This is a genomic window from Pseudomonas cichorii (assembly GCF_015471405.1).
Lineage (GTDB): Bacteria > Pseudomonadota > Gammaproteobacteria > Pseudomonadales > Pseudomonadaceae > Aquipseudomonas > Aquipseudomonas serbiensis.
Genome location: NZ_BLVZ01000009.1, coordinates 180921 through 206026, shown reverse-complemented (window position 1 = coordinate 206026; position 25106 = coordinate 180921). Strand labels below are relative to the sequence as shown.

The following is a 25106-nucleotide window of genomic DNA, read 5'->3' as shown; positions in this document are numbered from 1 at the left end:
AACATGAACATTGAAGAGATTCGTCAACTGGTGGCTGATCTGACACTGGCAGGTTTGTATGGCGCAGAGATCGAGAAGCCGGGGTTCAAGCTGAGCCTCAAGCGCGGCGTTGCCTGTCAAACCTTGCCTTCTTTATCCGTAGAGATCGCGGCAGCAGAGTCGGCTTCCAGCACTCTGGACATCAAGTCCAGCGGCATCGGCCACTTGCTGGATGCCCACCCGGACAACGGCATCGTACTGGCACCGCCTGGCAGTGAAGTGCAGGTTGGCCAACTGGTCGCACTGCTGGCCGTCGGCAATCTGATTCTGCCAGTGCGCAGCCAGCATGCAGGTCAGGTTTGCAGCCTGCTGGTGCCCAGCGGCACAGCGGTCGGTTACGGCCAACCGCTGATACGTCTTTCTCCCAATGCCACAGAAGCGGAGCAACCATGAAGATCGACCTGAATGCAGACATGGGCGAAGGCTTCGGCGCCTGGCGCATGGGCGAAGACGAAGCCCTGATGGAGATCATTTCCTCGGCCAACGTCGCCTGTGGTTTTCATGCCGGTGACCCTCTGATCATGGATAACACGGCGCGACTGGCCAAGGCCCGAAGTATCGATCTGGGAGCCCATGTGGGCTTCCCCGACCTGATGGGTTTTGGTCGTCGCCAGATGAACATCGATATCAATGAACTGAGCACTTACGTGACCTACCAGTTGGGCGCACTGGCAGCGATGGCCAAGGTCGCGGGCCATCGAATGACCCACATGAGCTTTCATGGCGCACTGGGCAATATGGTTGCCGCCGATACGGAGATGGCTGCGCACCTGATTCGCAGCGTGGCGGCGTTCGACCCCGGGATCATCATCAGTTCGTCCAGCAGCCGCGCCATCGAAAGCGCCGCCAGCCAGTGCAACCTGCGGGTGGCGACAACCTTCCTCGCCGACCGCGCTTACGACGATGACTGTCTGCTGGTGCCACGCAAGATCGCCAACTCGGTCATCAAAGACCCCGCGACGGTACTGCAACGGGTTCGACAACTGCTGGAAGACAGCACCGTGACCAGCATCACCGGTAAGGTCATCAAGGTCAGCGCCTGCTCGATATTGCTGCACGGCGATACACCCGGCGCGGTTGAGCTGGCGCGTACGGTGCGCCATGAAATCGAATCGGCGGGCGGGCAGATCGTGCCGATTTCGCAGCTTGTGGCGTAAGCCGTCGCGGCCAAGGCCCCTCCCACATGAGCCGTACAATCCTTGTGTGAGGCTGCATGAAACGAATCATAAGAGACGCTTATAGCCACACAGCCAATCCGTCTTGGTCGCCGGGGTTTGTGCTGGATAGAGTCGATGCATGAGCAACACACAGCATTCAGAGGTAAACGCAATGCCATTTTCCGATTACAAAACCGCGCTGGTCACGGGCGCATCTTCCGGCATCGGTGCCGCTGTGGTTGAGCGTCTGTGCCAGGAAGGTATCGAAGTTCACGCGCTGGCCCGCAGCGCCGACAAGCTGGCCGATCTTTCAGCACGCACCGGCTGCATCGCACACGCAATCGATGTCACCGATCTGGCCGGGCTGACGGCACTGTTCGGGCAATACAACTTCGACATTCTGGTCAACAACGCCGGCGTCGACCGTCCGGGCTCGATCCTAAAGGCTGACGCCGAGGGCATCGACTTCCTGATCGACGTCAACCTGCGTGCCGTGCTGCATCTGGCACGCCTGGCCTTGCCAGGCATGGTCGAACGCGACAGTGGCCATATCATCAATATCAGCTCGATTGCCGCAGCCTATAACTTTGGCGGTAACTCGACCTACCACGCCACCAAGGCGGCGGTGAGCATGCTTTCTCGCCAGTTGCGCATCGATGCCTTCGGCAAGCGTGTGCGGGTCACCGAGATCTGTCCGGGCCGGGTCGCCACCGACATCTTCGCCCACGTCCATGGCGACTCCGAAGAGACCTACAAGCGCTTCGTCGAAGGTTTCGAGCTACCCGTCGCCGCCGATATCGCCAATGCCATCGCCTTCGCGATTGCCGCGCCGGTGTCCATGAACATCGGCCATATGGAAATCACCCCGACGCTGCAAGTGCCTGGCGGCCTGTCCACTGCACGCCCACAGGACTATCAGGGCTGAAAGCGTCACCCCCGAGAACAGAACGGATCAATCCGTCACATGCTCCCTGGCCGGGCCGGACGCCCGGCATTTTTTCTGCCCCTACCCATGCTGATAGGGATTGACCATGAAGCAAGACTTCGATTTAGCCCCGATCCTGCAAGGCGAATACGCCGAGCTGATCCTCAAGGGCATCGAAATGACGCTGCAACTGGCTTTGTTCGCCTGGTGTCTGGCCATGGCCCTCGCGCTTGTGCTGGTGACCGTGCGCCTGACCGGTAACAAATACGCCAATCGTCTGGTAGCGGCCTATGTCTCCTACCACCGCAACGTGCCGACACTGGTGCAGTTGATGCTCTGGTATTTCGGCATCCCGACCCTGCTGTCCAGCTCCACACAAATCTGGCTGGCAGGTTACAACACCGAATACCTGTTCTCGATCATTGCCCTTGGCCTGTGCCAGGCCGCGTATTTCAGCGAAGACATCCGCAGCGGCCTGCGCGCCATTCCTGCCGGACAGACCGAGGCTTCTCGGGCGCTGGGCATGGGCTATGTACGCTCGATGCGTTACGTGATCCTGCCGCAAGGCGTGCGCAACTGCCTGCCATCGCTGATCAACCATACGGTGCTGTTGTTCAAGAACACCAGCCTGGCCATGGCCATCGGTGTCATGGAGCTGACTTACGCAACGCGGGAAGTCGAGAACTACACCTTCCGCACCTTTGAAGCCTTTCTGGTGGCTTCGGTGGTGTACCTGGCCTTTTCGCTGCTGCTGATGGCCCTCGGTGCCCTGCTGGCCAAGCGATTCAACAAAGCTTTGGCGAGGTAAGCGACCATGTTCGATATCTTCACGATTCTCCAGCAGAACTGGACGCTGTTCCTGATCGGCCAATACCCTCACGGCCCTTTGGGCGGCCTGGCGAGCACCCTGATCCTGGCGATTCTGGCGCTGCTGTTCGCCTTCCCCCTCGGCCTGTTGCTGGCACTGGCAAGGACGTCGCCCTGGAAAGCACTGCGCTGGTTCTCTACCGTCTGGGTCTATGTGCTGCGCGGCATTCCGCTGCTGATGGTGATCTTCTGGACCTACTTCCTGGTGCCCTTGATCATCGGCCACAACATCACCGGCTTCACCACCATGCTCTGCACCCTGGTCATCTACCAGAGTGCCTATCTGTGCGAAATCATTCGCGGCAGCATCCAGGCGTTGCCGAACGGCCAGTACGAGGCTTCCCGTGCTCTGGGCATGGGCTACATGCGTACCACGGTCTGGGTGATCCTGCCTCAGGCGCTTTATAACGCGCTGCCCAGCCTGCTCAGCCAGTTCATTTCCATCATCAAGGAAACCTCGCTGGGCTATGTGATCAACGTTCAGGAAATAACCTTCGCCGCCAATCAGGTGAACAACCAGTTACTGACCAAGCCCTTCCAGGTGTTCTTCATTCTGGCGGTCATTTACTACCTGCTCTGTTTTGGCCTGACCCATCTGGCCGACTGGCTGGAGCGTCGCATCGCCCGCAAGCGCCAGGGCACCACCGTTGCTGCCGTTACCGACAGCCCTTTGCCTACCCCTATCAATTGAAGAGGGCTGACTCATGCGTCCAATGATCATGTTTTCCAACGTCAACAAGTGGTACGGCGAGTACCAGGCCCTGACCAATCTCACCGCCCAGGTGAATACCGGTGAAGTCGTGGTGCTGTGCGGCCCTTCCGGCTCGGGCAAGTCGACGCTGATTCGCACCGTCAACCGCCTGGAAGACATTCAGGAAGGCCAGATCCTGTTCGACGGACAGGACGTGAACGGCACCGACGCCAACGTGAACCGGCTGCGCAGCCGGGTGGGCTTCGTATTCCAGAGCTTCAACCTGTTTCCGCATTTGTCGGTGCTGGACAACATCATCCTGTCGCCCACCAAGACTCTCGGCCTCAAGGGCTCGGCGGCAAAACAACGCGCAATGCAACTGCTGGAGCGTGTCGGCCTGGCGCACAAGGCCGGCGCCTATCCCGCGCAATTGTCCGGCGGCCAACAGCAGCGCGTGGCGATTGCCCGTGCGCTGGCCATGGAGCCACCGGTCATGTTGTTCGACGAACCCACCAGTGCCCTGGACCCGGAAATGGTCGGCGAAGTGTTGAGCGTGATGAAGGGCCTGGCAAAGGACGGCATGACCATGATGTGCGTGACCCACGAAATGAACTTCGCCCGCGAAGTCGCTGACACCATCTGGTTCATGGATGCCGGACAGATTCTGGAAAAAAGCGACCCGGAAAGCTTTTTCAGCCAGCCCCGACACCCGCGCGCACAGCGTTTCATCGCTGACTTGCGTGCCCATTGATTGGCAAGAACGATTTGCAAGAGCTGCCGCTGGACCGATTACTGATCCTTAATCTTCTGGAGTTCCCCATGCGTATGAAGCATCTGTTCGCCGCTGTAGCGTTGAGTCCCTTGGCAGTAACCCTGGCCCATGCCGATCAATTGAGCGACATCATGGCCAGACAATCCATGAGCTGCGGCGTGTATGCCGACGTTCCGCCCTTCTCCGCACCGGACCCGAAAACCCGTGAGCTGGTGGGCATGGATGTCGATCTGTGTACCGCGCTGGCGAAAAAACTGGGCGTGAAGCTGGAGCTCAAGCCGATGTCGGTGGAAGCACGGGTTCCGGAAGTGAAAATGGGCCGCGTCGATGTGCTGTTCGCCAACCTGGCCTACACCCAGACCCGCGCCGATCAGATCCAGTTCAGCGACCCCTACTACATCGCCAAGGAAACACTGGTAGTGCATGCCGTCAACGCTGACAAGGACAAGGCCTTCTTCAAGGGCAAGCGCATCAGCTCCACCAAAGGCTCCACCTCCGAGCAATCGATCCGCATCGCTGGCGCAGTGCCGGTGACCTTCCAGGACACAGGTTCTGCTTACATGGCCCTGCAACAGAACAAGGTTCTGGGCCTGGTCACCAACACCATGACCGCCATCAAGCTGGTCAACCAGGCCAAGGCCTCAGGGGTGGAGCTGGCAATCGTCAAAGAACCGATGGCGCTGGAGCCGATTGGTGCCGGTATGCGCAAAGGTGAGCCCGCTTTCCTGGCCAAGGTCAACGAGTCCCTGAAAGCCATGGACGACGCAGGCGAAATCGACGCCATCTGGGACCGCTGGATTGGCCCGAACACCGAATACAAGATGGTGCGCGAAGACAAGGTACAAAGCCTGAGCAGCCTGAAGTTCGATCCATTGCCTTGATCGACGCATAAGTCCCAAACGCCCTGCTTTTGCAGGGCGTTTCTTTTTCGGGTTCTGTTATGAAACAAGAGCCTGTAGCATCCGGTTGCATGTAAAACCGGAGACAGACAAAGATGGCACATTCGCTTCAATATCAAGTGTCAGACTCCATTCGCGGTATCGAGACCGAAGTCGGCCGACTGCTTGATCTGGTGCCCATGCTCAAAGACGCAGGCAATGACGAACTGGCCGCAAAGGTCAGCCTGCAGGCGCACAGACTGCTTGAGGTGGCAGTGGCGTTGAGGATGGCTTTGGCGGGGTGAGTCATACGAGGTTAACCACCGCAATAACAGCCAAAAACACCGTATCGCTGCACACTTCCTCCCCCCGGCAATACGCCGTCTACCCGCCAAAACTGCCCGAAAAGACCCGCTGATGATTTTTCATCACGGCCCGGAAACCTTTTGTATAAAAATTGACGTAAACATCACTTTGCCATTACTGTTGCGCCTTGCGGCAGCATCATTGCTTCGCCAACGGATTGAATTACAAGGGAATGTAAAGCATGCAGGCTGCGCTGCTTCGTACGGGCAAAAGTGACGAATTCATCGCTGTAGGCGAAACCGGGCAATCCGTTTACAAAGCCGCCCTGCAGTTAATCGCAGCCCTCACCCGCAAAGATCCCTCTCTGGCCAGATTCCTTGCCGTGCCCAAAAGCAACGAGCAAGGCAGCGTGATCGACTGGTACAGCCCGGTCCCCGGCGACGTGGTGCCCTGGAGTTCGGCAAGCGAAGACGAGCGCGACGACGCCAGGGCACAACTGCTCCGATTCAAGGACGCCGTCGCAGGCATGAGCAAAGCCTTGGTTCAGGCCGCAAACAAGGATGAGCAAAGAGACCAGATCATCTTTGGAAAATTGCTGGGGCTGATTCCTCATGCACCTGCCGAAGACTACCTGTATCTGGTCCAGACAACTCGCACTGAAACCAACGGCGGCAACGAACCCTGCATACAGCCGGTGCTGACTTTCTGGGGTTTCGTAAAGAGCGAAGCCGACCGCTATCATGACCCGCTATATTTTCTGGCCCAGAGTCCAATCGTCCCAGACATCTCCTCCTCACCAAGTCCGGCATCTGCTGCAGATGTGACGAAACCGCAGATTACAACCACCTCCGTTACATCTGGCCAGCCTAATCCATTGCTTCGTACGGGCAAAAGTGACGAACTCATAGCAATGGGTGAAACCGGGCAGGCGGTATACAAATCTGCCTTGCAGCTCATTTCAGCACTCGCTCGTAAAGATCCCTCCCTGTCCAGATTCCTTGCCGTGCCCAAAAGCAACGAACAGGGCAGTGTGATCGACTGGTATAGCCCGGTTCCAGGCGATGTAGTGCCCTGGAGTTCGGCCAACGAAGACGAGCGCAACGCAGCACGGGCCCAACTGTCCCGTTTCAAGGAAAACATCGCTGCGATGAGTCAGGCGCTTGTGCAGGCGGGTAAAAAGGATGGGCAAAGCGACCAGGCCATATTTGGCAAATTGCTGGGGCTGGTTTCGCATGCACCAGACGAAAGCTATGTGTATCTGGTCCAGACAACACGTACCAATGCCAACGGCGATAACGAGTCCTACCTGCAGCCGGTGCTGACTTTCTGGGGTTTCGTAAAAACTGAAACAGATCGTAATCGTGAACCACTGTACTTTTTGACACAACAGCCAAAGGCCCATGCCCCATCACCCGACTCGACACCGTCTGCAAGTCCAGCTACGCCCCAGATGACAGCAACTCCTGTTGTTCTGCGCCCTTGGTGGCGTCGCTTCTGGTGGTTATGGCCACTGCTGCTCTTGTTGCTGGCCTTACTGTTGTTCGGCCTGCTTCGCGGTTGCTTGCCAACGGCAACGTTGCCTGTGGGCGGCCTTTCAATACCACCGACAGGTATCTCCACAAACACAAACACCATCAGTGCAAGTAGCCATCCAGTAGATGGCATAGCGCTCAATGGTTCGACACTGCCAACCAGCAGGGCCACTGTGAGCACCACTCAGCCTCAGACACAGACGACCGATCCAGCATCGATAGCGCCTGAGCCGACAGCACAGCCTCAAGCCAGCGAAACCGCTGCAGCCGAATCCGAAGCTGCACCTGAACTCCCAGCAGAACAACCGACAGCCGGAGCCCAGACACCGCAATCCGGAACGCCTGGCGAACCGTTAAGCATTCCACAGGACACAGCCGAAGGCCCGGCCTCCTTCCTCAACGGCAACTACCGTGCAGGTGCAGGCATAATGGATGCCAAGACTTCAAGACCCTTGCGCCTCCAGTATGCATTCGAGAAAGGCAAGGGCAACGTCACTATCCGCCGTCCTGACGGTGTGTCCTGTACAGGTGCGGTCAATGCCGCCATGAATGGCGGAAGCCTGGGCATCAACAGCCAGGATCAAGCCAACTGCACCGACGGCAGTCGCTATGACATGCCACAAGTGTCCTGCAAACCAGGTGCCCAAAGCATCGCGGATTGCCAGGGCAACTACGGCAACACTCAATTCCCCATGTCCATGCGGCGCGAATAAAGGCTGGACCCATGCTGCCAGAACTGACTCAATTTGAAGAAACCGTCCACCTGATCAATGACAGCGGGCTCCAGTTCATGGACTTCGCGGTCAAGCTTGATCTGCGTAACGAACCCGCCGGGCGCTTTGCCAGGATGGGCAACACCTTGATCGCACGCCTGTTGCAGAATCAGGAAAGCAAACAGTACTTCCACTTCGGCCCGGTGGGCACGGCCAGCCAATCCGGCGAAAGGCTGGCACAGTCACAGGCTCAGGAACGCCTGATCAGTGAAGTCGACGACGAAGATCTGACTCTGAGCATGCAGACCAGCCTCAGGCTGCTCGATGGATTGTGGCTGCCCGTCCCCTTCTTTCGTTTCCTGCCGCCAGAGCGTTATGACGAAGGCCCGACCAACTGGGCAAGAGCGCGCCTGGTCGAGCTTGAGCAAGCCGATGTAGACGGCAACACTCACCGCCTGACCCTGGCGTTCGACACTCGTGCCATGGCCTCGGCAGCAGGCATGCAGTATCTGGCACCTACCCGCGACGACATCAATGCCGGTTCATCTTTCCGTCTGGCGTGCCATGCACGTCAGAGCCGCTGGTTTCTGGACCAGAAATGGGTGCAGGACTGGCTGGCGGAAATCTATCGCGAAAGCAACAAGCATCGTCCCAGCGAAGACATCGACGAAGAACTGATCGAGCAGCGCCACATTGGTCACTACCTGAACCTGCTGAGCCTGATGGCCCGGCCAATTCCCGAGCAGCGTACCAGCGAGCCCGCACGCATCGAGGTGCCGGAGGTCAAGCTCACCGCCAACGGCGTCGACTCCATCGACCCGCCCATTCCAGTGGATCTGGTGCTGGACGTCGGCAACTCACGCACCTGCGGCATCCTGATCGAGAATCACGGGCAATCCGGCGATGGGATGAAGCACAACTACATCCTGCAGATACGTGACCTAGTACGTTCAGAGCGGGTTTACAACCAACCCTTTGAAAGCAGGATCGAGTTTTCCCAGGCAGCCTTCGGCAAGGAAAACTTTTCGGTACAAAGCGGTCGCCATGACGCTTTCCAGTGGCCGACCATCGCCCGCGTCGGGGTCGAAGCAGGACGTTTGTCCGCACGCCGCCGTGGCACAGAGGGCTCGACCGGTCTATCGAGCCCCAAGCGTTATCTCTGGGATGAAAACGCCTACACCCACGGTTGGCGCTTCAACAATTCCTACGTGCAGACCGACAACGAGCCCAAAGCCACTGCTGCGCCCTTCTCACACAAGATCACCAAACTCGGCCAGGCGTTCTACAAGCTCAAGAACGAGGACGATCGCCTGCCCGCGTTCTCCCCACAGTACTCACGCAGCGCGCTGATGACGTTCATGCTCGCCGAGGTGCTGACCCAGGCTCTGTCGCAGATCAACAGCCCGGCGCAGCGGACCCGCATGGGCCACACCCAGCGGCCACGCCAGTTGTCCAGCATCACCCTGACCGTGCCGCCGGGCATGCCGCAAGTCGAGCGCAGCCTGCTCAATGACCGTCTGCTACAAGCCCTGGCGCTGGTCTGGAAATGCATGGGCTGGCACGAAGGCGACCTCGACCCGAGCAAGGCCAAGGGCCTGAATTCAACGGTACCGGCGCCACGGGTCCCATTGCCAAGGGTAAAAGTGGAATGGGATGAAGCTACCTGTGGCCAACTGGTTTACCTGTACACCGAAATCCGCGAAAACTTTGCCGGTCATGCCCAGGAGTTCTTCGACACCCTCGCACGCCCGGACAAGTCCAATCGGGAACAGATCACCCTTGCCAGCATCGATATCGGTGGCGGCACCACCGATCTGGTCATCACCGATTACGCGCTGGAGCGTGGTGCCGAGCATGCAAGCGGCAGTAACGTATCGATCATCCCCGAGCAGCGCTTTCGGGACAGCTTCAAGGTCGCCGGTGATGACATCCTGCTGGATATCATTCAGCGTTTCGTACTGCCGCCGCTGGAACAGGCACTCAAGGACTTCGGCGTGGTATCGCCACGCTCGCTGCTTTCGCGGTTGTGCGGCGATGAAAGTACCAGTGCTCAGGACGCCATTCTGCGCCAGCAACTGAACCTGCAAGTGTTTGTTCCTCTGGGCCTGCGCCTGCTCAAGGACTACGAGGCATACGACCCGGAATTGCCAAGCCCGGTCCATGACTACAGCTTCGCCGAACTGCTGGAAAAAGACGCGATCAGCGAACGTATCCATGAATACGTGGCCGGTGGCGTACGCCGTATCGATGGTGGCCGTGACGGCTTCGACCTAAGCAAGGTCGTGCTGCGCATCGACTTGCCTGCCATTCATCAGGCCTTCCTCAAAGGCCAGATCAACCTGAGCAAGATTCTCGATGCCCTGTGCGAAGTGGTGTTCCAGTACCCTTGCGACGCGCTGCTGCTGACCGGTCGGCCATCGCGCTTGCCGGGCGTGCAGGCTTACATACGCCGAAAGGTGCCACTGCCTCCGGGACGCATCGTGCCTATGAACGGTTATCGCACTGGCGGCTGGTACCCGTTCCACCGCAATGGCCAGATCGACGACCCAAAGAGCACGGCAGCCGTTGGTGCCATGCTGTGCCTGCTCAGCGAGCAGCGCAAAGTGTCGAACTTCTATTTCAGCGTTGGCCGCCTCAAGCCGTACTCGACCATGCGCCATATCGGAAAGCTGGACGAAAACAATCTGGTCATCGACCACGACATGCTCTACCGGGACGTGATCAAGAGCGACGCCCTGGGCAATGAGTTCCTGCAACTGCACGAACCACAACTGGAAGGTCCACAACTGCGGGTACTGGGCAAGACGCGCCTGGGTTATCGCCAGTTGAATGCAGAACGCTGGGTCGCGGCACCGCTGTACCTGATCGAACTCACTGAGCGCGGCACTCGCAAACTGGTGGGAAAACCAACAACCGACGGTAAAGAAGCCTGCCTGCTGTTGCGCTTTCGCGTAGAGAGCGCCGACGCAGACCGCAGCGACGCCGACATTATCGCCGAGACACTGGTGATCGACGACAACATCGAAAGCAACGTCCTGGATCAATCCTTCGACCGTAAGGACGTGAGGCTGCAGCTCTACACCATGTTGAGCGCTGAAGGCGGTGCCTCCAACTATTGGCTCGACAGCGGGAGCGTGAGTCCGAAATGACTACTCTGACCACCGAACAGATTCAACTCGCACACGCATGGACATCAGTACACAAGGGCGCTGGCCTGGCCCTGGACTGGGTGGAAGAAGTGGCGGGCAAAGTCGAGGAAGTAGCGGCCAAGGCCGTCCCGCTCAATCGCGACCTGCACCGCGCCCGCAATCTGGCACGCAGCCTGGGTCGCGTCTCCACAACGCCCATGGGCATAGGTTTCTTCGGTTTGTCCCAGGCAGGCAAGAGCTACCTGATTTCCGCCCTGGCTGCCGACAGCAAGGGCCAGCTTCTGACCCAGTTCGGCACCCAGTCACTGGATTTCATCAAGCATGTAAATCCAGTGGGTGGCGGCAAGGAGGCTACCGGTCTGGTCACCCGCTTTACCCGCCGTGCCGAGCCCGGCAAGGACCCTCAGTATCCGGTGGAGTTGCGTCTGTTCCGCGAGATCGAGATCGCCATTATTCTGGCCAATGCATGGTTCGAGGACTTCGATCATCAGCGCCTGAACAGCCAGATCACCGACTCACACATCGACGCTTTGCTGCAACGCTTTGAAGATCATGCAGCGACCGAACCGACGCCGGGGGTCAACAGCGATGACGTCGTGCTGCTCTGGGACTATCTGGAACACAACTACCCCAACGCCGTACGCCCACTGAATGCCCGCTACTGGCCACGGGTGGTCAAGCTGGCTCCAAGGCTGTCGGTTCGCGAACGCGCTCAGTTGTTCTCCCTGTTGTGGGGCGGCATCAACAAGATGACCGAAACCTATGAGCAACTGGCAGCCGCCCTGCACCGCCTTGGTCTGGCCGAAACGGTCTTCGCACCGATCACAGCACTGGTCAGCGAGCGTGACGGCCAGATGATCCAGACCAACAGCATCATCAACGTGGACATCCTCAGCCGCCTGGGCGGTAGCGGTGACAGCGCACTGGAAGTCCGTCCGGCCCATGAAAGCAACCTGCGTACGCCTGTATCGGTAAGCAGGGCCGAACTGGCGGCACTTACCAACGAGCTGATTTTCCGTCTGGACAACGAACCGGCCAACTCCATCGTCAACAGCGTCGATCTGCTGGACTTCCCCGGCTATCGCAGCCGCCAGAAACTGATGAGCATCGACGAAGCCAGCGAAGTGGACAGCAGTGGCGCAACCAACAACCCGGTTGCAAAGCTGCTGCTGCGCGGCAAGGTAGCCTACCTGTTCGAGCGCTACACCAATGAGCAGGAAATGAACGCGCTGGTCATGTGCACCAGCAGCTTCAAGCAGAGCGAAGTGGTCAGCGTGGGGCCAGTGCTCAAGAGCTGGATCGACAAGACCCAGGGCACCAGCGCCCAACAGCGGGATGGTCGTGCCAGCGGGTTGATCTGGGCCTTGACCATGTGTGACGGCTTCATCGGCGGCGCGCTGAATGGCGAGACCGTGCAGTTTCCCGAGTCCTGCGACAACATGCTCAAGCTGACCATGATCGAGCGCTTCGGCAACGAAGAGTGGATGAAACAGTGGGGTAACACACCGTTCAAGAACACCTATCTGGTACGCAAGCCACGCTTCAAGACGAGCTTCATCGACCTGGCGACAAGTGGTGAAGAACTCGGCTTCAATGAATCATCCAAGGCCGCCTTGCAGGCCTTGCAGGAAGCATTCAGCAACAACGAACTGGTCAAGCGCCACGTCGCCGAACCGCTGGATGCCTGGCAGGCGATGCTCAAGATCAATGATGGCGGTATGAGCCGCTTCAGTACCGCCTTCACGCCAGTGGCCGACATCAACTTCAAGTTGCAGCGTATCGAAGAGCAACTGGATGACTTGATGGTGAAATTGCTGCCACGCCTTGAGGAGTACTACGAAGCCGGTGGCGAGGATGAACGCGCCAAGAAAAAAGCCATCGCCAACCTGATCGTCCGCCCCTTCGCCACCACCAAGCACGGTAAATACGTACTGGGTGAACTACTTGCCTACATGGCGGTGCCGGAAGACCAGTTGCGTGACCTCTATCTGAACGGTGACTTCGACAACCCGGCTACCGAAACCACCGAAGCGGCCCCCGCCAACAGCGCCCCGGAAGTGGAATACGACATTTTCGGTGATGCGGTTACCCCGGCAGCCGAAGCGCCGCCTGTCGCAGTGGCCGCGCCGCAATACCAGAGCCATGAACACCGCTTTGCCCGCGCCGCATTCAACCTGTGGGCAACGCACTTGCGTGGCCTCAGCCGTCGCCAGCATTTGCTGGACCTGCTGGAGTTGCCGTCCGAAGCCATTGCCTTGCTGGTCAAGGAGCTGGTGGTCTGCGCCGAACGCCTGGACCTGCCCTTGCAGCTCAGCCAGGCCCTGCTCAAGCGCGCGCAGAGCGGTGTGCGCAGGGAAAATCTGGTTCAGCGACAGGTGCTGACGGCACAACTGCTGCTCAACGACTTTGCCGCCTGGTTCGGTCATACCGCACAGCCAGCCAGTCAGCGGCCTGCAGGCCTTCTGGGCGCAAAGCAGCCGCTGTTCTCCTTCTATCAGAAGGAAATGCCGGGGCGTTTCCCGCTTCTGGCACCGCAAGCCGACGACCAAAGCGTGATCTTTGCCGATGACTGGATTTCCGGCATTGCCATTCATACCCAGAACAATGTGGGCCATCGCAAGGGCAAAGAAATCACGCCTGAGCAGAACGAGGCCCTGGGCCGGGTCATCCAGGCCTTCAAAACGAGATAATTCATGTCCATCACGATCAAGCTCACTCCCTTGGCAACCCCCGCTCCAGGGCGCGCCTTTCTTCAAGTACGTGGCTGGGAACATGATGCTGGCAACCTGGAGTTCGCCATTCAGCGCAACCAGGATGACTACTACCTGCAACACGACCAGCAATGGGGCAATGCACCCTGCTGGTTCGCTCAGCATTTCGTGGAAGATGCCGATGGCGACTCGATCAGCTATCAGGCTGGCCCGGAAATCGTCGACCCGTTACTGCTGAGTTCAGCCACTGGTGTATTCAATTTTCGCCTGCGCAGCCCGGATGGCAGCACCGAAGATGAAAACCCTATGCGCCTTGCTCCCGGCTTGAACTCATCTCTTGCAGTGAGTGCAACCGGTGTCGGTGCAGCGCAAACCACTGTCAGCCTTGCGCAGCCCCAGGCAATACCACAACCGGTTCTCGAACCAGAGGCAGAACAGCCAGAGGAAGTACAACCGCCGCCGGAGCCCATCGCTGAACCAACACCACCGGCACCGTCAGCAGCACCACAACCGACCAAAAGCCGCCTGCCCCTGTTGCTGATCGGCCTTCTGGTCTTGTTGGCTATCGCGGCAGGTCTGTGGTTCTGGCTCAAACAGCCAGTTGCTCCCGAGCCCGTCGTAGTTCCGACTACCCCAGCGGTCATCGCAGAACCTGCGCCTGCCCCGGCAGTGGCCGCGGTGCCCTGCAGCGTCGAAGCATTGAGCAGCGAAACTGAACTGAACTTTGTCCAGGGCTGCATAAAGCAGGCACCGGACAGCGCGGCACTGCTCAAGGTCATCGAGCTGGCAAAGACCAACAAGCAATGCGGTGTCGCGCAGCGGCTGTACGCCAATCGCGCCCAGGCTGGAAATGTCGAAGTGGCTCAAGCCTATGCCCGCGAGTACGACCCCAAGTACCTGCAACCCAGCGCCTGCTTCGCCACCCCGGACAATGCCACTGCCGCTTACTGGTACGAGACCATCCTCAGCTATCAGGCCGACAACGCCGAAGCTGCACAACGTCTGAAGGAACTCAAGCCGTGAGCCTGCGCAATGCTTCCCTGACTCTCGCCGCCTGCCTGTGTTTGAGCAGCGGCTATGCCTTGGCCGCCGACAAACCGCTGCTGCAGGAAGGCAAGAAAACCCTTTTCCAGCGCGTACTCACCACGCCCGGATGCCACTTGAGCACAGCCGCCGGTGGCGCTCCCGGCGCGGAGCAACCGGCGTTCAGCCGCTTCTATGTCTATGAGCATGCCACCACTGGTAATGCTGAATGGCTGAAGGTCGGCCCGGACAGTTTCGGCAAGACCAGCGGCTGGTTGCCTGCAGCCTGCACTGTGGACTGGAAGATGCAGTTGACCTTGGCCTTCACCAACCCGGCCAACCGCGACCGGTTGATGTTCTTCAAGGAGCGCAAGACCCTTGAAGGCATCCTCGATGCGCCGGACCCGGTAAGCCATGTTGCCCCGCTGCGGGCCAAGCTCAAGCAAAACACCCTTGCGCCGGGTGTACTGGCCCAGGAGCCTGAATACTTCATCGACATGCAAAAGCAGTTCTACCTGCTGCCGGTCCTCAGTGGCGAAGAAGTCATGACCGAGGCAGGCTTTCGCACCCGCATTCTCAATGTCGCCTCGGTCAGCAAGGCTGATTCGGCAAATGTCGGACAAGCAGGCCAGACCGGTGCAGCACAGGGTCAGGGGCAGCCGCCTGTAGACGCCGCCAGCCAGCTCAGGGAGTTCAGCGCCGCAGTAGTGTTCGTGATCGATTCGACCATATCCATGGACCCTTACATCGAGCGTACTCGCGAAGCCATCAGCAAGGTCTATGCACAGATTGCCAAGGAAAACCTTGGCCGCCAGGTGAAGTTCGGTCTGGTCGCGTTCCGCTCCAGCACCCAGGCAGTACCAGGCCTGGAATATGTCACCAAGATGTACGCCGACCCCAATACCGTGAAAGACGGTGATGACTTCCTGGCCAAGGCCGCCGATCTCAAGCAGGCGAAAGTATCGAGCAAAAGCTTCGACGAAGACTCGTATGCCGGCGTCATGCAGGCAATTGAGCAGGTGGACTGGAGCCCCTTCGGCGCTCGCTATGTAGTTCTGATTACCGATGCTGGCGCTCTGGAGGGAGACGACAAACTGTCCAAGACAGGGCTGAATGCCGAGCAGGTGCGCATCGAAGCCAGTAACCCTGGCGTGGCCATCTACACCCTGCACTTGAAAACCGCTGCCGGCGTCAAGGATCACGCCAAGGCCGAGGCCCAGTATCAGGCGCTGTCCACCTACAGCGGCACCAACACTTCGTTGTACTACCCGGTGGATGCCGGCGACCTGAATACCTTTGGCAGCAAGGTCGATACCCTGGCCAGCGCCATTACCAGCCAGGTGAAAGCCGCCTACATGGGCGACGATGCCATTGGCAGTGCCATGAACGCCAAGGCCACCCCCGCCGAACAGAAGATGCTCGACGATGCGGCGCTGATCGGTCATGCCATGCGCCTGGCCTATCTGGGTGAGAAAACCGGCACTCAGGCACCGCCGGTCTTCCAGGCATGGATCGCTGACCGTGACCCGATCAAACAGAACGTCCCGACCACTGATGTGCGGGTGCTGCTGACCAAGGCACAACTCAGTGACCTCAGCGACGTGCTGAAAAAAATCCTCGATGCCGCCAACGAAGGCCTGATTTCCCCGAGCGAAATGTTCGACCGCCTGCGTTCGGTTGCCGCCACCATGGGCACCGACCCCAACCAGCTCAAGCAGAACGGCACCGCCAAACTGTCGGAGCTCGGCGTGCTGGGAGAGTACCTGGAAGACCTGCCCTACCACAGTGAAGTATTGAACCTGGATGAAGAAACCTGGAAAAGCTGGGATGGCCTGGCTCAGGAGAAATTCATCCGCACCCTGTCGACCAAACTGCGCCATTACCAGGTGTACAACGCCGATGTGGACCGCTGGGTATCACTGGCAGAAGGTAGCGACGCCCGTGACAACGTCTACCCCGTGCCGCTGGAAATGATGCCCTGACATGCTCCGGATCAAGGGACTGAAGATACAGCGAGGAGTCGGCGCAAGTGCGCACCGGGTTCATGTGCCAGAGTTGAATCTGGCACGCGGCGCAGTGCTGGCGATTACTGGTGAGAGCGGTTGCGGCAAAAGCACATTGCTCGAAACGCTGGGGCTACTGCTGGCTCCCGACGCACTTGGACAGTATCAGTTGGGCAGTCAGGACATTGCTGCCCTGCTGGCCGCCGACGATCAAGTGGCACTGGCCGATGTGCGCGCCCGTTCACTGGGTTTTGTGCTGCAAAGCGGCGGGCTGCTGCCTTTCCTCAAGGTCCGGGACAATATCAACCTGCCCAGGCGCCTGCTGGGGCTGAGCAACAAAAGCGATCATGTAGAACGGGCCATCGCGGCTCTGCATCTGGAACCCTTGCTGGAAAAACTGCCTCAGGCGCTGTCCATCGGTGAGCGGCAACGGGTTGCCTGCGTGCGCGCCATTGCCCATCAACCGCAACTCCTGCTGGCTGACGAACCCACAGCGGCACTCGACCCCCACAATGCACGACAACTGTTCGAGTTGCTGCTCGGGCTGGTGGACGAACTGGGCCTCAGCGCGCTGGTGGTTTCCCATGACTGGGGGCTGGTGGACAGCTTCGGTCTGCCGCGCCTGAGTGCAGTCAACCTGCCGGGGGAAACGCGCTTTGAAACGGTCCATTGAGCGCCTCTGCCTGTTGGCAGGCCTGGCTCTGGCCGACCTCTGGCATGACCGAAAGGTGTCCTTGTGCATAGCGGCCTCGCTGGTGGCAGTGATTGCTCCCCTGCTGTTGTTGTTCGGACTCAAGCATGGCGTGGTCAGCCAGTTGCAGGGTGAGTTACTTCGCGACCCACGCAATCTGGAAATCAAGCTATTGAGCAGCGGCAACTATGACCAGCAATGGCTGAGCGCACTGCAACAGCGGCCGGAAACCGGTTTTGCCCTTGGTATGACCCGCTCGCTCAATACCCAAGCCGACCTGATCGGCAGCAAAGGCCGTTTTGTCGACAACGCCGAAATCATTCCCACCGCTGTCGCAGACCCGTTATTGAACATGCCTGCCAGCGCACTTCTGCCTGACCAGGTGATTCTCAGCTCTGCAGCTGCCGAACGTCTTTCCCTGATAACCGGCGATACTCTGCGCCTGCGTGTGCAGCGACGTCTGGACGGAGCCCTTGAAAGAGGCGAAACCTCCCTGACCCTGGTTGCCACCCTGCCCGCTGCGGGCTTTTCGCGTCCGGCGGCATTCGTCCATCCCGAACTGCTGCTGCAACTGGAGCGCTTTCGCGATGGCTATGCGGTCGATGCCCTTGGCGCCACAAGCGGCCAGCCATCAGAACGCCTGACGCCCCGCTATGCTCGCGCCCGCCTGTATGCACGAGACATCGAAAGTGTCGCGCCGCTGGAGCGCTGGCTGAACGCACAGCACATTGAAACCGGTAGTCGACTGGCCGATATCGAGAATGTCAAAGCGATAAACCATGTGCTGGGTGTGATCTTCGGAGTCATTGCCGGTGCAGCCTTGCTGGGCTGTATCGCTTCGTTGGTGGGCGCCTTTCTCGCCAATATCGATCGCAAGCGCCGCAGCCTGGCTTTGTTGCGACTTCTGGGTTTTACCGGCCCGGCCGTTGCAGGCTACGTGGTCTTGCAAGCCGTAGTGCTCGCATTGGCAGGCTACCTCGGCGGCCTGTGTTTCTACCTTGCCGGAAGCCAGGCCTTTAACCAACTACTGGGTGGACAACGCATCACCGGCAGTTTCGTTTGCCACATCACCCCTTTGCACGGCCTGGCAGCGCTGGCGCTCGCCCTTGCAGTCGCGGCGCTGGTCGCACTGGTCGGTGCCACACGGGCTATCAGAATCCAACCTGCGGAGAGTCTTCGTGAACTCTAGACACTGGCGCCACTTGCTGTTTGTGCCACTAGCCCTGGCCAGCCTTCAGGCTTCGGCTGCCTGGGAAGAGAAACTCTACAACCCAATGCCCGCTGCAGAAGATGTGGTATTGCCCATGCCTTGCGACGGCGCCATGGTGTTTCGCAAAGTATTCATTCCCCTGGCAGGCCCGCTGGACGACTACCCCATCAATATAGGTGGCGACAACAGCGAATGGGGCTATGTGGAACAGACTCACCCGGCATTCATAGCGGGCAGCTTCACCGCCGAGAAAACCGCCAAATCGCGTTACTACCTGCTGGCCAAATACGAGATGACGGACCTGCAATACCGCGCCCTGACGCAGGCAGAATGTCCGACGCCCTCGAACAAGCAACGCTTTCCAGCAGTCTCCCTGAGCTGGATGCAGGCCATGAAAGCCGCCGACAAATACAACCTGTGGTTGCGCCAGAACGCAGCCGACAAGTTGCCTAAGGAAGATGGAGTGGCCGGTTTTGTGCGTTTGCCGACCGAAGTGGAATGGGAGTTTGCAGCTCGCGGCGGGCTGAATGTCAGCACTGCCGAGTTCCGGGATCTGCGCTATCCGATGCCAGACGGACTGAACGCTTATGAATGGTTCGCCGGTGCCCAGTCTTCCAACGGCCAATTGCAACTGGCGGGCCTGCTCAAGCCCAACCCCCTGGGCCTGCACGATATGCTCGGCAACATCGATGAGATGATGTTCGAGCCGTTCCGCCTGAACAAGCTCGACCGCCAGCACGGTCAGGCCGGTGGCTATGTGGTGCGCGGTGGCGACTACCGCACGGCCCAGGGTGAATTGCGTAGCGCTTTGCGCAAGGAGCGCAATTACTACGAAGACAAGACCGCCGCTACCAGCAAGACTACAGGTCTGCGTCTGGCACTGGTGTCCAGCACTCTCACCTCCCGCGAGCGGGTCAGCAGTATTGAAAGCAGCTGGAAAAAACTTGGCACCGGCAGTGGCGAAGCAGCTCAAGGTAACGACAAGAATGCCGTGCAGGCGCTTGGCACTCTGGCTTCGGGGGTTGCCGACGAAGCCTTGAAGGAACAGCTCAAGACCCTGGAAAACCAGCTGCGCGCCAGCAACCAGCAGCAGGAAGAAACCCGTGACCAGGCCATACGCGCCAGCCTCAATCTGGGTGCGTTCCTGTGCACCAAGATGCTCGACGACGGCAAGTACCTGGACTTCCTGCAGAAGAACTACGAGCTCAACTGCTCGGCAAGCGAGCAGGACAGCAGTTGCCCGATGCGCAAAAGCAAACTCGACGAACAGAAAGATCGTCTGCACAAGCTAAGCCGCTACTACGCCAGCAGTCTGGTGGATTCCGGCACCCTTTATGGCGAACCGCTGTTGGCCCGACAAGTACCGGTCATGGGTGAAATCGTCGCCCGCAACGAACAGCTCAAAGAGCTCAAGCCGTATCTGCAGACCCACTGGGTCAATCAGCAGGCCTTTCTCAAAACCCAGAAAATCGACACCGATGCCTGGCTTGGCCGCTGCAAGGCCGTCAGTCAGTAATTCGATGCACCGTTTACCACCAGGAGCTGTAGCATGAAACAAGTATGTGATTATCTTCCCAAGGCCATGCTGGGCCTGTTTCTGTCCGTCAGTCTGGTACTGGGCGGTTGCGCTCACACAGGCAGCAATATGCTTGGCGAGACCGGCACGGCACCCGACCCTCGCCTGACCCAGAGCGCCGACGCCAAGTTCTTCTCCTCCTCGGGCCTGACAGCCTGTGCCGGCGCTGCAGGAGTGGGCATTCTGGCGTGCGCAGTGGCCAACCCCAACGACAAGGTCAAATGCATGGTGGTAGCCGGTATCGCCGCATGCGGCGTGGCCATGGGTGCCAACTATTACTACGACTATCGCCGCAGCCAGTACTCCAACACGACCCAGCGTCTGCAGTTGATGAATGACGAAGTCAAAGCCGATACCGATAAAGTCGCCTTGCGTACCGCCACCCTGCAGCAGGTGATCAACGACGACAAAGGACGTATCGCCGATATACAGAAGTCAATCCAGAACAAGACCGTGGACAAGGCCAAGGCCCAGCAGGAAATCGCCAGCGTCGACAGTAACATCACGCAAATGCGCAAGGACCTGGACGGCATGCGCAACAAAGTGACCGAATACCAGAAAACCGCGCAACTCGAGCGTACCAACGGCGGCGGCAAGCAAGTTACCGAAATCGAAGGTGAAATTGCCAAAATGAACACCAAGGTCGCGTCCCTGCAAAAGGAAGTCGACGGCCTTTATAGCCAGCGCTCGGCTATCACTCTGGGTTGAGGTGGACATGATCATTCGCGCATTGCTGGTCAGTTCAGGGCTGTTGCTGTTGGGTGGCTGTGCCACTCAACCTGGTAGCTGCGACTCAAACAATACCGAGGCCAGCCTGATCACCAAGATGAACTGCGATCATTCGGGTGGCTACAGCGACCAGATCCGCCAGCGTGAGCAGGCATTGGCGGCGGCACGCAACGAAAACGCCGCCTTCCACGAGGTCTACGACAATCTGGTGGCCCAACAGCAAGCCACCAGCAAAAACCTGGCCGAACAACAACGCCAACAGGCCGTGCTGGACACGTCCATGAGCAAACTGCTGGGTCAGCTCAAGACCCGTCATGCCAACAAGTCCCAGGTTCAACAGCAGATCGCCGACCTGGAAAAACAGATGGCCGCTCAGAAAAAACTCACCGCCAGCACAGATCCGTCAGTAATCGAAGCCCGCAAGCTGGAGCTCAAAACCCTGCAGCAGAAGGTTTCAAGGCTGCAACTCAGCCTCGGCTACGAATGACCCTTTCTTGAGGCCCTGCGGGGCCTCTTCCTGTTCTGGACCCGCACCATGCAACGCATCACCCGCGACGCCACATCCCATCCTCCAGAACTGCTGCGTAGCCTGGAAAGCAAGGTCGAACTGCTGCACCGTCACTTTCCGCCCAGTGTTGCCAGCCTTTATGCCATCCCGCGAGCCGGAACCCAGGACACGCTGCAATGGTGGTCGGAACTCGGAGGCCAGCCGCTGACCTATGAAAGCCTTGGCCCCACAGCACGGCAAGCGCTTCTGGCTCGCTACGAACAACGCCAGCAGGCCATCCGGCAATTGGCGGATGAGCTGAAAGCCCGCGGCAAGACCGAGGATTCTCAGGCACTGAACACCCTGATCGGTGCGCCGGATCTGAACAATCTCTACAGCCTGAACGATGAACCGGTAGTGGTTCGCTGGGGCCTGAAACCCAAATTGCCACCCGTTGTACCACCCGTTTCCAGTCCCGCGCCTTCACCCGGAGTGACGTCAAATCGCTGGTGGCTGCGCATTCCCCTGTGGTTGCTATTGTTGCCTTTGCTGCTTCTGTTGCTGTGGCTGCTCTGGACCTGGCGAGGCAGCTTGTGGAACCTGATTTATCCAACGCCCATAGAAAGTTATGCCTGCACCGCGAACGCGCCCAAACCGGATTTCGTGGTGGTGCTGGACACCTCCGGCTCGATGAACATCAACATCAATGCAACGGCCGCAGACGAAGAATGGCTTTCTCAGGTAGGTCAGAGCCTGCCTGAAACCAACCCTAGAAAAGCCCGCCTGCTGGCAGAACCCACCCGCATGACAGTGGCCAAGCAATCCTTTGCGGCCATGATCGATCAACTGCACCCGGACATCGATACCCGCCTGATTACCTTCAGGGGCTGCGCCAATACGGTGGATCAGGGCTTGTTCGGCCGCAACGCACGGCCACAGCTGATTGCCGGCGTCAACCAGCTTCAGGCAGATGACGGCACACCTTTGGCAGACAGTCTTGCCAAGGCAGCCAGCAAGGTCGACGGGCGCTTCAAGGATGCGGTCGTGGTGATGTTTGTCGACGGAGAAGATGGTTGTGAGCAGAACGCTTGCGAGGTGTCGGCACGTATCGCCAGCCAGCAGCCACGGCTGCGAGTGAACGTGGTCAATATCAGTGACAGCGCCCTGTCCAACTGCATCGCCGAAAACACGGGAGGCCGGGTCTATGCGGCAAACAATGCCGTAGAGGTGCAGCGCATGCTGCGTGAAGCCATGGATGAGGTATCGGACAAACCGAACTGCTCGGGCGAGCAGAGGCCATAACGATCCGGAGAATGGCCTGAAGCGGCTCACGCCGCTTCAGGTTGTTACTTGCCGGAATGGCTTCAGACGTCGAAGCGATCCAGGTTCATCACTTTGGTCCAGGCTGCAACGAAGTCGCTGACAAACTTCTCCTGGGCGTCAGCACTTGCATAGACTTCGGAGATTGCCCGCAGTTGAGCGTGGGAGCCGAAGACCAGATCGACGCGGGTACCGGTCCATTTCACCTGACCAGTCTTGCGATCACGTCCCTGAAAGCTGTCGTTGGCGCCTGAAGTCGCATTCCACGCTGTCCCCATATCGAGCAGGTTGACGAAGAAGTCGTTGGTCAGCGCCTCTGGCCGCTTGGTAAACACGCCATGCTGGCTGCTGTCGGCATTGATATTCAGGACCCGCAGGCCTGCCAGCAACACGGTCAGCTCAGGTGCGGTCAGGGTCAGCAGTTGCGCCTTGTCCACCAGCAGCGCTTCGGCTGATACCTTGTAGTTGCCTTTCAGGTAGTTACGGAAGCCATCGGCGATGGGTTCAAGGAAACCGAAGGATTCCACGTCGGTCTGCTCCTGCGAAGCATCGGTGCGGCCCGGTGTGAATGGGACCTTGACGCTCTGCCCGGCATTGCTGGCTGCTTTTTCGATGCCTGCGCTACCCGCCAGGACGATCAGGTCGGCCAGGGAAATCTTCTTGCCCCCAGCCTGTGCGCTGTTGAATTCGGCCTGAATCCCTTCAAGTGTTTTCAGTACTTTCGCCAGTTGTTCAGGCTGGTTGACCGGCCAGTCTTTCTGCGGAGCCAGACGGATACGCGCACCATTGGCACCGCCGCGCTTGTCGGAACCACGGAAGGTCGACGCCGATGCCCATGCGGTGGACACCAGTTGCGAAACAGACAGGCCCGAAGCCAGGATCTTGCTCTTGAGGGCTGTAACGTCGCTGTCATCCACAAGGGCATGGTCGAGTGCTGGAAGCGGGTCTTGCCAGAGCAGTTCTTCGGTGGGGTTTTCCGGCCCGAGATAACGTGCCAGCGGCCCCATGTCGCGGTGGGTCAGCTTGAACCAGGCGCGGGCAAAGGCGTCGGCCAGTTGATCCGGGTTGGCGAGGAAGCGACGGGAAATCGGCTCATAGATCGGGTCGAAACGCAGCGCCAGGTCGGAGGTCAGCATGCTCGGCGCATGGCGTCTGGAAGGGTCGTGGGCATCAGGCACAGTACCGGCGCCCTCGCCGTTCTTCGGTGTCCACTGATGGGCGCCTGCCGGGCTTTTGGTCAGTTCCCAATCGAAGCGGAACATGTTTTCCAGGTACTCGTTGCTCCACCTGGTTGGCGTGGAAGTCCAGGTCACTTCCAGACCGCTGGTGATGGTGTCAGCGCCCTTGCCGGTGCCAAAGCTGTTTTTCCAGCCAAAGCCCTGCTCTTCCAGACCAGCGGCTTCAGGCTCGGCGCCTACATGGCTTGCCGGACCTGCACCGTGGGTCTTGCCGAAGGCGTGACCGCCCGCGATCAAGGCAACGGTTTCTTCGTCGTTCATGGCCATGCGACCGAAGGTTTCGCGAATGTCCTTGGCGGACTCGACAGGGTCCGGGTTGCCTTCAGGGCCTTCCGGGTTTACGTAGATCAGGCCCATCTGCACGGCGGCCAGCGGGTTTTCCAGGTTGCGCCCTTCACTGTCGGTGCGCTTTTCTTCGCTGCCATGCAGTTCAGGCTCGGCCACCAGAACGCCCTCGCCCGGTGGCTGCGCGTCCTTGCCATAGCGGGTTTCACCGCCCAGCCAGGTGGTTTCAGAACCCCAGTACACGTCTTCTTCTGGTTCCCACACGTCAGGGCGACCGCCGGAGAAGCCGAAGGTCTTGAAGCCCATGGACTCCAGCGCCACGTTGCCGGTGAGGATGATCAGGTCGGCCCAGGAGATCTTGCGGCCGTATTTCTGCTTGATTGGCCAGATCAGGCGACGCGCCTTGTCCAGGCTGACGTTATCCGGCCAACTGTTGAGCGGCGCAAAACGCTGCTGACCCGCACCGGCACCGCCACGCCCATCGGCTGTACGGTAAGTGCCAGCACTGTGCCAGGCCATGCGCACGAACAGCGGACCGTAATGGCCGAAGTCGGCTGGCCACCAGTCCTGGGAATCGGTCATCAGGGCATGCAGGTCTTTCTTTACGGCCTCCAGGTCGAGGCTTTTGAACGCTTCTGCGTAATCGAATGCCTCACCCAGAGGATCGGACAAGGATGAGTGCTGATGCAGGATCTTCAGATTGAGTTGCTCTGGCCACCAGTCTCGGTTCGTTGTACCACCACCTGCTGCATGGTTGAACGGACATTTTGATTCGGTTGACATTTACGGCTACCTCTTGGTCTG

The 25106-nt window shown here is 59.1% G+C and carries 20 protein-coding genes and 1 pseudogene; 20 read left to right on the top strand and 1 reads right to left on the bottom strand.

Going from position 1 to position 25106, the window contains the following annotated elements:
• The first annotated feature begins 3 nt into the window (after positions 1-3).
• The 20 genes and pseudogenes from JL015_RS16255 to JL015_RS16160 all read left to right on the top strand — a co-directional run bounded on the left by JL015_RS16255 (position 4) and on the right by JL015_RS16160 (position 22761).
• Positions 4-432: an acetyl-CoA carboxylase biotin carboxyl carrier protein gene (locus JL015_RS16255; RefSeq protein WP_201019173.1), complete on the top strand. Its 429-nt coding sequence runs from the start codon at positions 4-6 to the stop codon at positions 430-432.
• Positions 429-1196 (top strand): LamB/YcsF family protein, encoded by a 768-nt coding sequence (locus tag JL015_RS16250; protein WP_201019172.1) that lies wholly within the window; start codon positions 429-431, stop codon positions 1194-1196. Before JL015_RS16255 ends, JL015_RS16250 begins: the two co-directional genes overlap by 4 nt.
• A 172-nt stretch (positions 1197-1368) precedes the next feature.
• Entirely contained in the window at positions 1369-2121 is a 753-nt protein-coding gene (locus JL015_RS16245; protein ID WP_095067017.1) for an SDR family oxidoreductase, read from the top strand.
• A gap of 106 nt (positions 2122-2227) precedes the next feature.
• On the top strand, positions 2228-2929 hold the full coding sequence (locus JL015_RS16240) for an amino acid ABC transporter permease (protein WP_095066991.1): 702 nt from the start codon (positions 2228-2230) through the stop codon (positions 2927-2929).
• 6 nt (positions 2930-2935) lie between these two features.
• Positions 2936-3679, top strand: coding sequence for an amino acid ABC transporter permease (locus tag JL015_RS16235; protein ID WP_201019171.1), 744 nt, complete (start codon positions 2936-2938; stop codon positions 3677-3679).
• Between the two features lie 22 nt (positions 3680-3701).
• Positions 3702-4430, top strand: coding sequence for an amino acid ABC transporter ATP-binding protein (locus tag JL015_RS16230; RefSeq protein ID WP_177434620.1), 729 nt, complete (start codon positions 3702-3704; stop codon positions 4428-4430).
• Positions 4431-4498: 68 nt separating this feature from the next.
• The gene (locus tag JL015_RS16225) at positions 4499-5332 is read left to right on the top strand and encodes an ABC transporter substrate-binding protein (RefSeq protein ID WP_025260428.1); all 834 of its coding nucleotides are present in this window, start codon (positions 4499-4501) and stop codon (positions 5330-5332) included.
• Between the two features lie 113 nt (positions 5333-5445).
• Complete coding sequence (locus tag JL015_RS16220; RefSeq protein ID WP_201019170.1) at positions 5446-5634, top strand: hypothetical protein; 189 nt, start codon at positions 5446-5448, stop codon at positions 5632-5634.
• A 242-nt stretch (positions 5635-5876) separates the two neighbouring features.
• A pseudogene (locus JL015_RS16215) lies at positions 5877-6467 on the top strand (SrfA family protein); the annotation flags it as partial.
• A gap of 78 nt (positions 6468-6545) precedes the next feature.
• Positions 6546-7880, top strand: a complete 1335-nt coding sequence (locus tag JL015_RS16210; RefSeq protein WP_201019229.1) for an SrfA family protein — start codon at positions 6546-6548, stop codon at positions 7878-7880.
• 11 nt (positions 7881-7891) lie between these two features.
• Entirely contained in the window at positions 7892-11029 is a 3138-nt protein-coding gene (locus tag JL015_RS16205) for a virulence factor SrfB (protein WP_201019169.1), read from the top strand.
• Positions 11026-13719, top strand: coding sequence for a putative virulence factor (locus JL015_RS16200; RefSeq protein WP_201019168.1), 2694 nt, complete (start codon positions 11026-11028; stop codon positions 13717-13719). Before JL015_RS16205 ends, JL015_RS16200 begins: the two co-directional genes overlap by 4 nt.
• A gap of 3 nt (positions 13720-13722) precedes the next feature.
• On the top strand, positions 13723-14763 hold the full coding sequence (locus tag JL015_RS16195; protein ID WP_201019167.1) for a hypothetical protein: 1041 nt from the start codon (positions 13723-13725) through the stop codon (positions 14761-14763).
• Between the two features lie 2 nt (positions 14764-14765).
• On the top strand, positions 14766-16745 hold the full coding sequence (locus tag JL015_RS16190) for a vWA domain-containing protein (protein WP_374063432.1): 1980 nt from the start codon (positions 14766-14768) through the stop codon (positions 16743-16745).
• 1 nt (position 16746) lies between these two features.
• On the top strand, positions 16747-17439 hold the full coding sequence (locus JL015_RS16185) for an ABC transporter ATP-binding protein (RefSeq protein ID WP_122321365.1): 693 nt from the start codon (positions 16747-16749) through the stop codon (positions 17437-17439).
• Positions 17423-18646 carry an FtsX-like permease family protein gene (locus JL015_RS16180; RefSeq protein WP_201019165.1) on the top strand — a complete coding sequence of 408 codons (1224 nt, stop codon included), beginning with the start codon at positions 17423-17425 and terminating at the stop codon, positions 18644-18646. The genes JL015_RS16185 and JL015_RS16180 overlap by 17 nt, the downstream gene beginning before the upstream one ends.
• Before the next feature lie 85 nt (positions 18647-18731).
• Complete coding sequence (locus JL015_RS16175; protein ID WP_236250231.1) at positions 18732-20183, top strand: formylglycine-generating enzyme family protein; 1452 nt, start codon at positions 18732-18734, stop codon at positions 20181-20183.
• A 33-nt stretch (positions 20184-20216) separates the two neighbouring features.
• Positions 20217-20951: a hypothetical protein gene (locus tag JL015_RS16170; RefSeq protein WP_201019163.1), complete on the top strand. Its 735-nt coding sequence runs from the start codon at positions 20217-20219 to the stop codon at positions 20949-20951.
• A 7-nt stretch (positions 20952-20958) separates the two neighbouring features.
• A complete protein-coding gene (locus JL015_RS16165; RefSeq protein ID WP_025260439.1) occupies positions 20959-21459 on the top strand; it encodes a hypothetical protein in 501 nt (166 codons plus the stop codon).
• Positions 21460-21507: 48 nt separating this feature from the next.
• Positions 21508-22761: a vWA domain-containing protein gene (locus JL015_RS16160; RefSeq protein WP_201019162.1), complete on the top strand. Its 1254-nt coding sequence runs from the start codon at positions 21508-21510 to the stop codon at positions 22759-22761.
• A 62-nt stretch (positions 22762-22823) separates the two neighbouring features.
• Here the strand turns inward: JL015_RS16160 and katG are convergent, their stop codons facing one another.
• Positions 22824-25085: a catalase/peroxidase HPI gene (katG, locus tag JL015_RS16155; protein WP_201019161.1), complete on the bottom strand. Its 2262-nt coding sequence runs from the start codon at positions 25083-25085 to the stop codon at positions 22824-22826.
• Between the last annotated feature and the right edge of the window lie 21 nt (positions 25086-25106).

What these genes read in the sequence shown, in the direction of transcription:
- JL015_RS16240 (WP_095066991.1), top strand. Translation starts at nt 2,228, where the DNA reads ATGAAGCAAGACTTCGATTTAGCCCCGATCCTGCAAGGCGAATACGCC.
- JL015_RS16185 (WP_122321365.1), top strand. Translation starts at nt 16,747, where the DNA reads ATGCTCCGGATCAAGGGACTGAAGATACAGCGAGGAGTCGGCGCAAGT.
- JL015_RS16230 (WP_177434620.1), top strand. Translation starts at nt 3,702, where the DNA reads ATGATCATGTTTTCCAACGTCAACAAGTGGTACGGCGAGTACCAGGCC.
- JL015_RS16165 (WP_025260439.1), top strand. Translation starts at nt 20,959, where the DNA reads ATGATCATTCGCGCATTGCTGGTCAGTTCAGGGCTGTTGCTGTTGGGT.
- JL015_RS16195 (WP_201019167.1), top strand. Translation starts at nt 13,723, where the DNA reads ATGTCCATCACGATCAAGCTCACTCCCTTGGCAACCCCCGCTCCAGGG.
- JL015_RS16170 (WP_201019163.1), top strand. Translation starts at nt 20,217, where the DNA reads ATGAAACAAGTATGTGATTATCTTCCCAAGGCCATGCTGGGCCTGTTT.
- JL015_RS16250 (WP_201019172.1), top strand. Translation starts at nt 429, where the DNA reads ATGAAGATCGACCTGAATGCAGACATGGGCGAAGGCTTCGGCGCCTGG.
- JL015_RS16210 (WP_201019229.1), top strand. Translation starts at nt 6,546, where the DNA reads ATGGGTGAAACCGGGCAGGCGGTATACAAATCTGCCTTGCAGCTCATT.
- JL015_RS16235 (WP_201019171.1), top strand. Translation starts at nt 2,936, where the DNA reads ATGTTCGATATCTTCACGATTCTCCAGCAGAACTGGACGCTGTTCCTG.
- JL015_RS16200 (WP_201019168.1), top strand. Translation starts at nt 11,026, where the DNA reads ATGACTACTCTGACCACCGAACAGATTCAACTCGCACACGCATGGACA.
- JL015_RS16160 (WP_201019162.1), top strand. Translation starts at nt 21,508, where the DNA reads ATGCAACGCATCACCCGCGACGCCACATCCCATCCTCCAGAACTGCTG.
- JL015_RS16225 (WP_025260428.1), top strand. Translation starts at nt 4,499, where the DNA reads ATGCGTATGAAGCATCTGTTCGCCGCTGTAGCGTTGAGTCCCTTGGCA.
- JL015_RS16220 (WP_201019170.1), top strand. Translation starts at nt 5,446, where the DNA reads ATGGCACATTCGCTTCAATATCAAGTGTCAGACTCCATTCGCGGTATC.
- JL015_RS16255 (WP_201019173.1), top strand. Translation starts at nt 4, where the DNA reads ATGAACATTGAAGAGATTCGTCAACTGGTGGCTGATCTGACACTGGCA.
- JL015_RS16205 (WP_201019169.1), top strand. Translation starts at nt 7,892, where the DNA reads ATGCTGCCAGAACTGACTCAATTTGAAGAAACCGTCCACCTGATCAAT.
- katG (WP_201019161.1), bottom strand. Translation starts at nt 25,085, where the DNA reads ATGTCAACCGAATCAAAATGTCCGTTCAACCATGCAGCAGGTGGTGGT.
- JL015_RS16245 (WP_095067017.1), top strand. Translation starts at nt 1,369, where the DNA reads ATGCCATTTTCCGATTACAAAACCGCGCTGGTCACGGGCGCATCTTCC.
- JL015_RS16175 (WP_236250231.1), top strand. Translation starts at nt 18,732, where the DNA reads ATGCCCGCTGCAGAAGATGTGGTATTGCCCATGCCTTGCGACGGCGCC.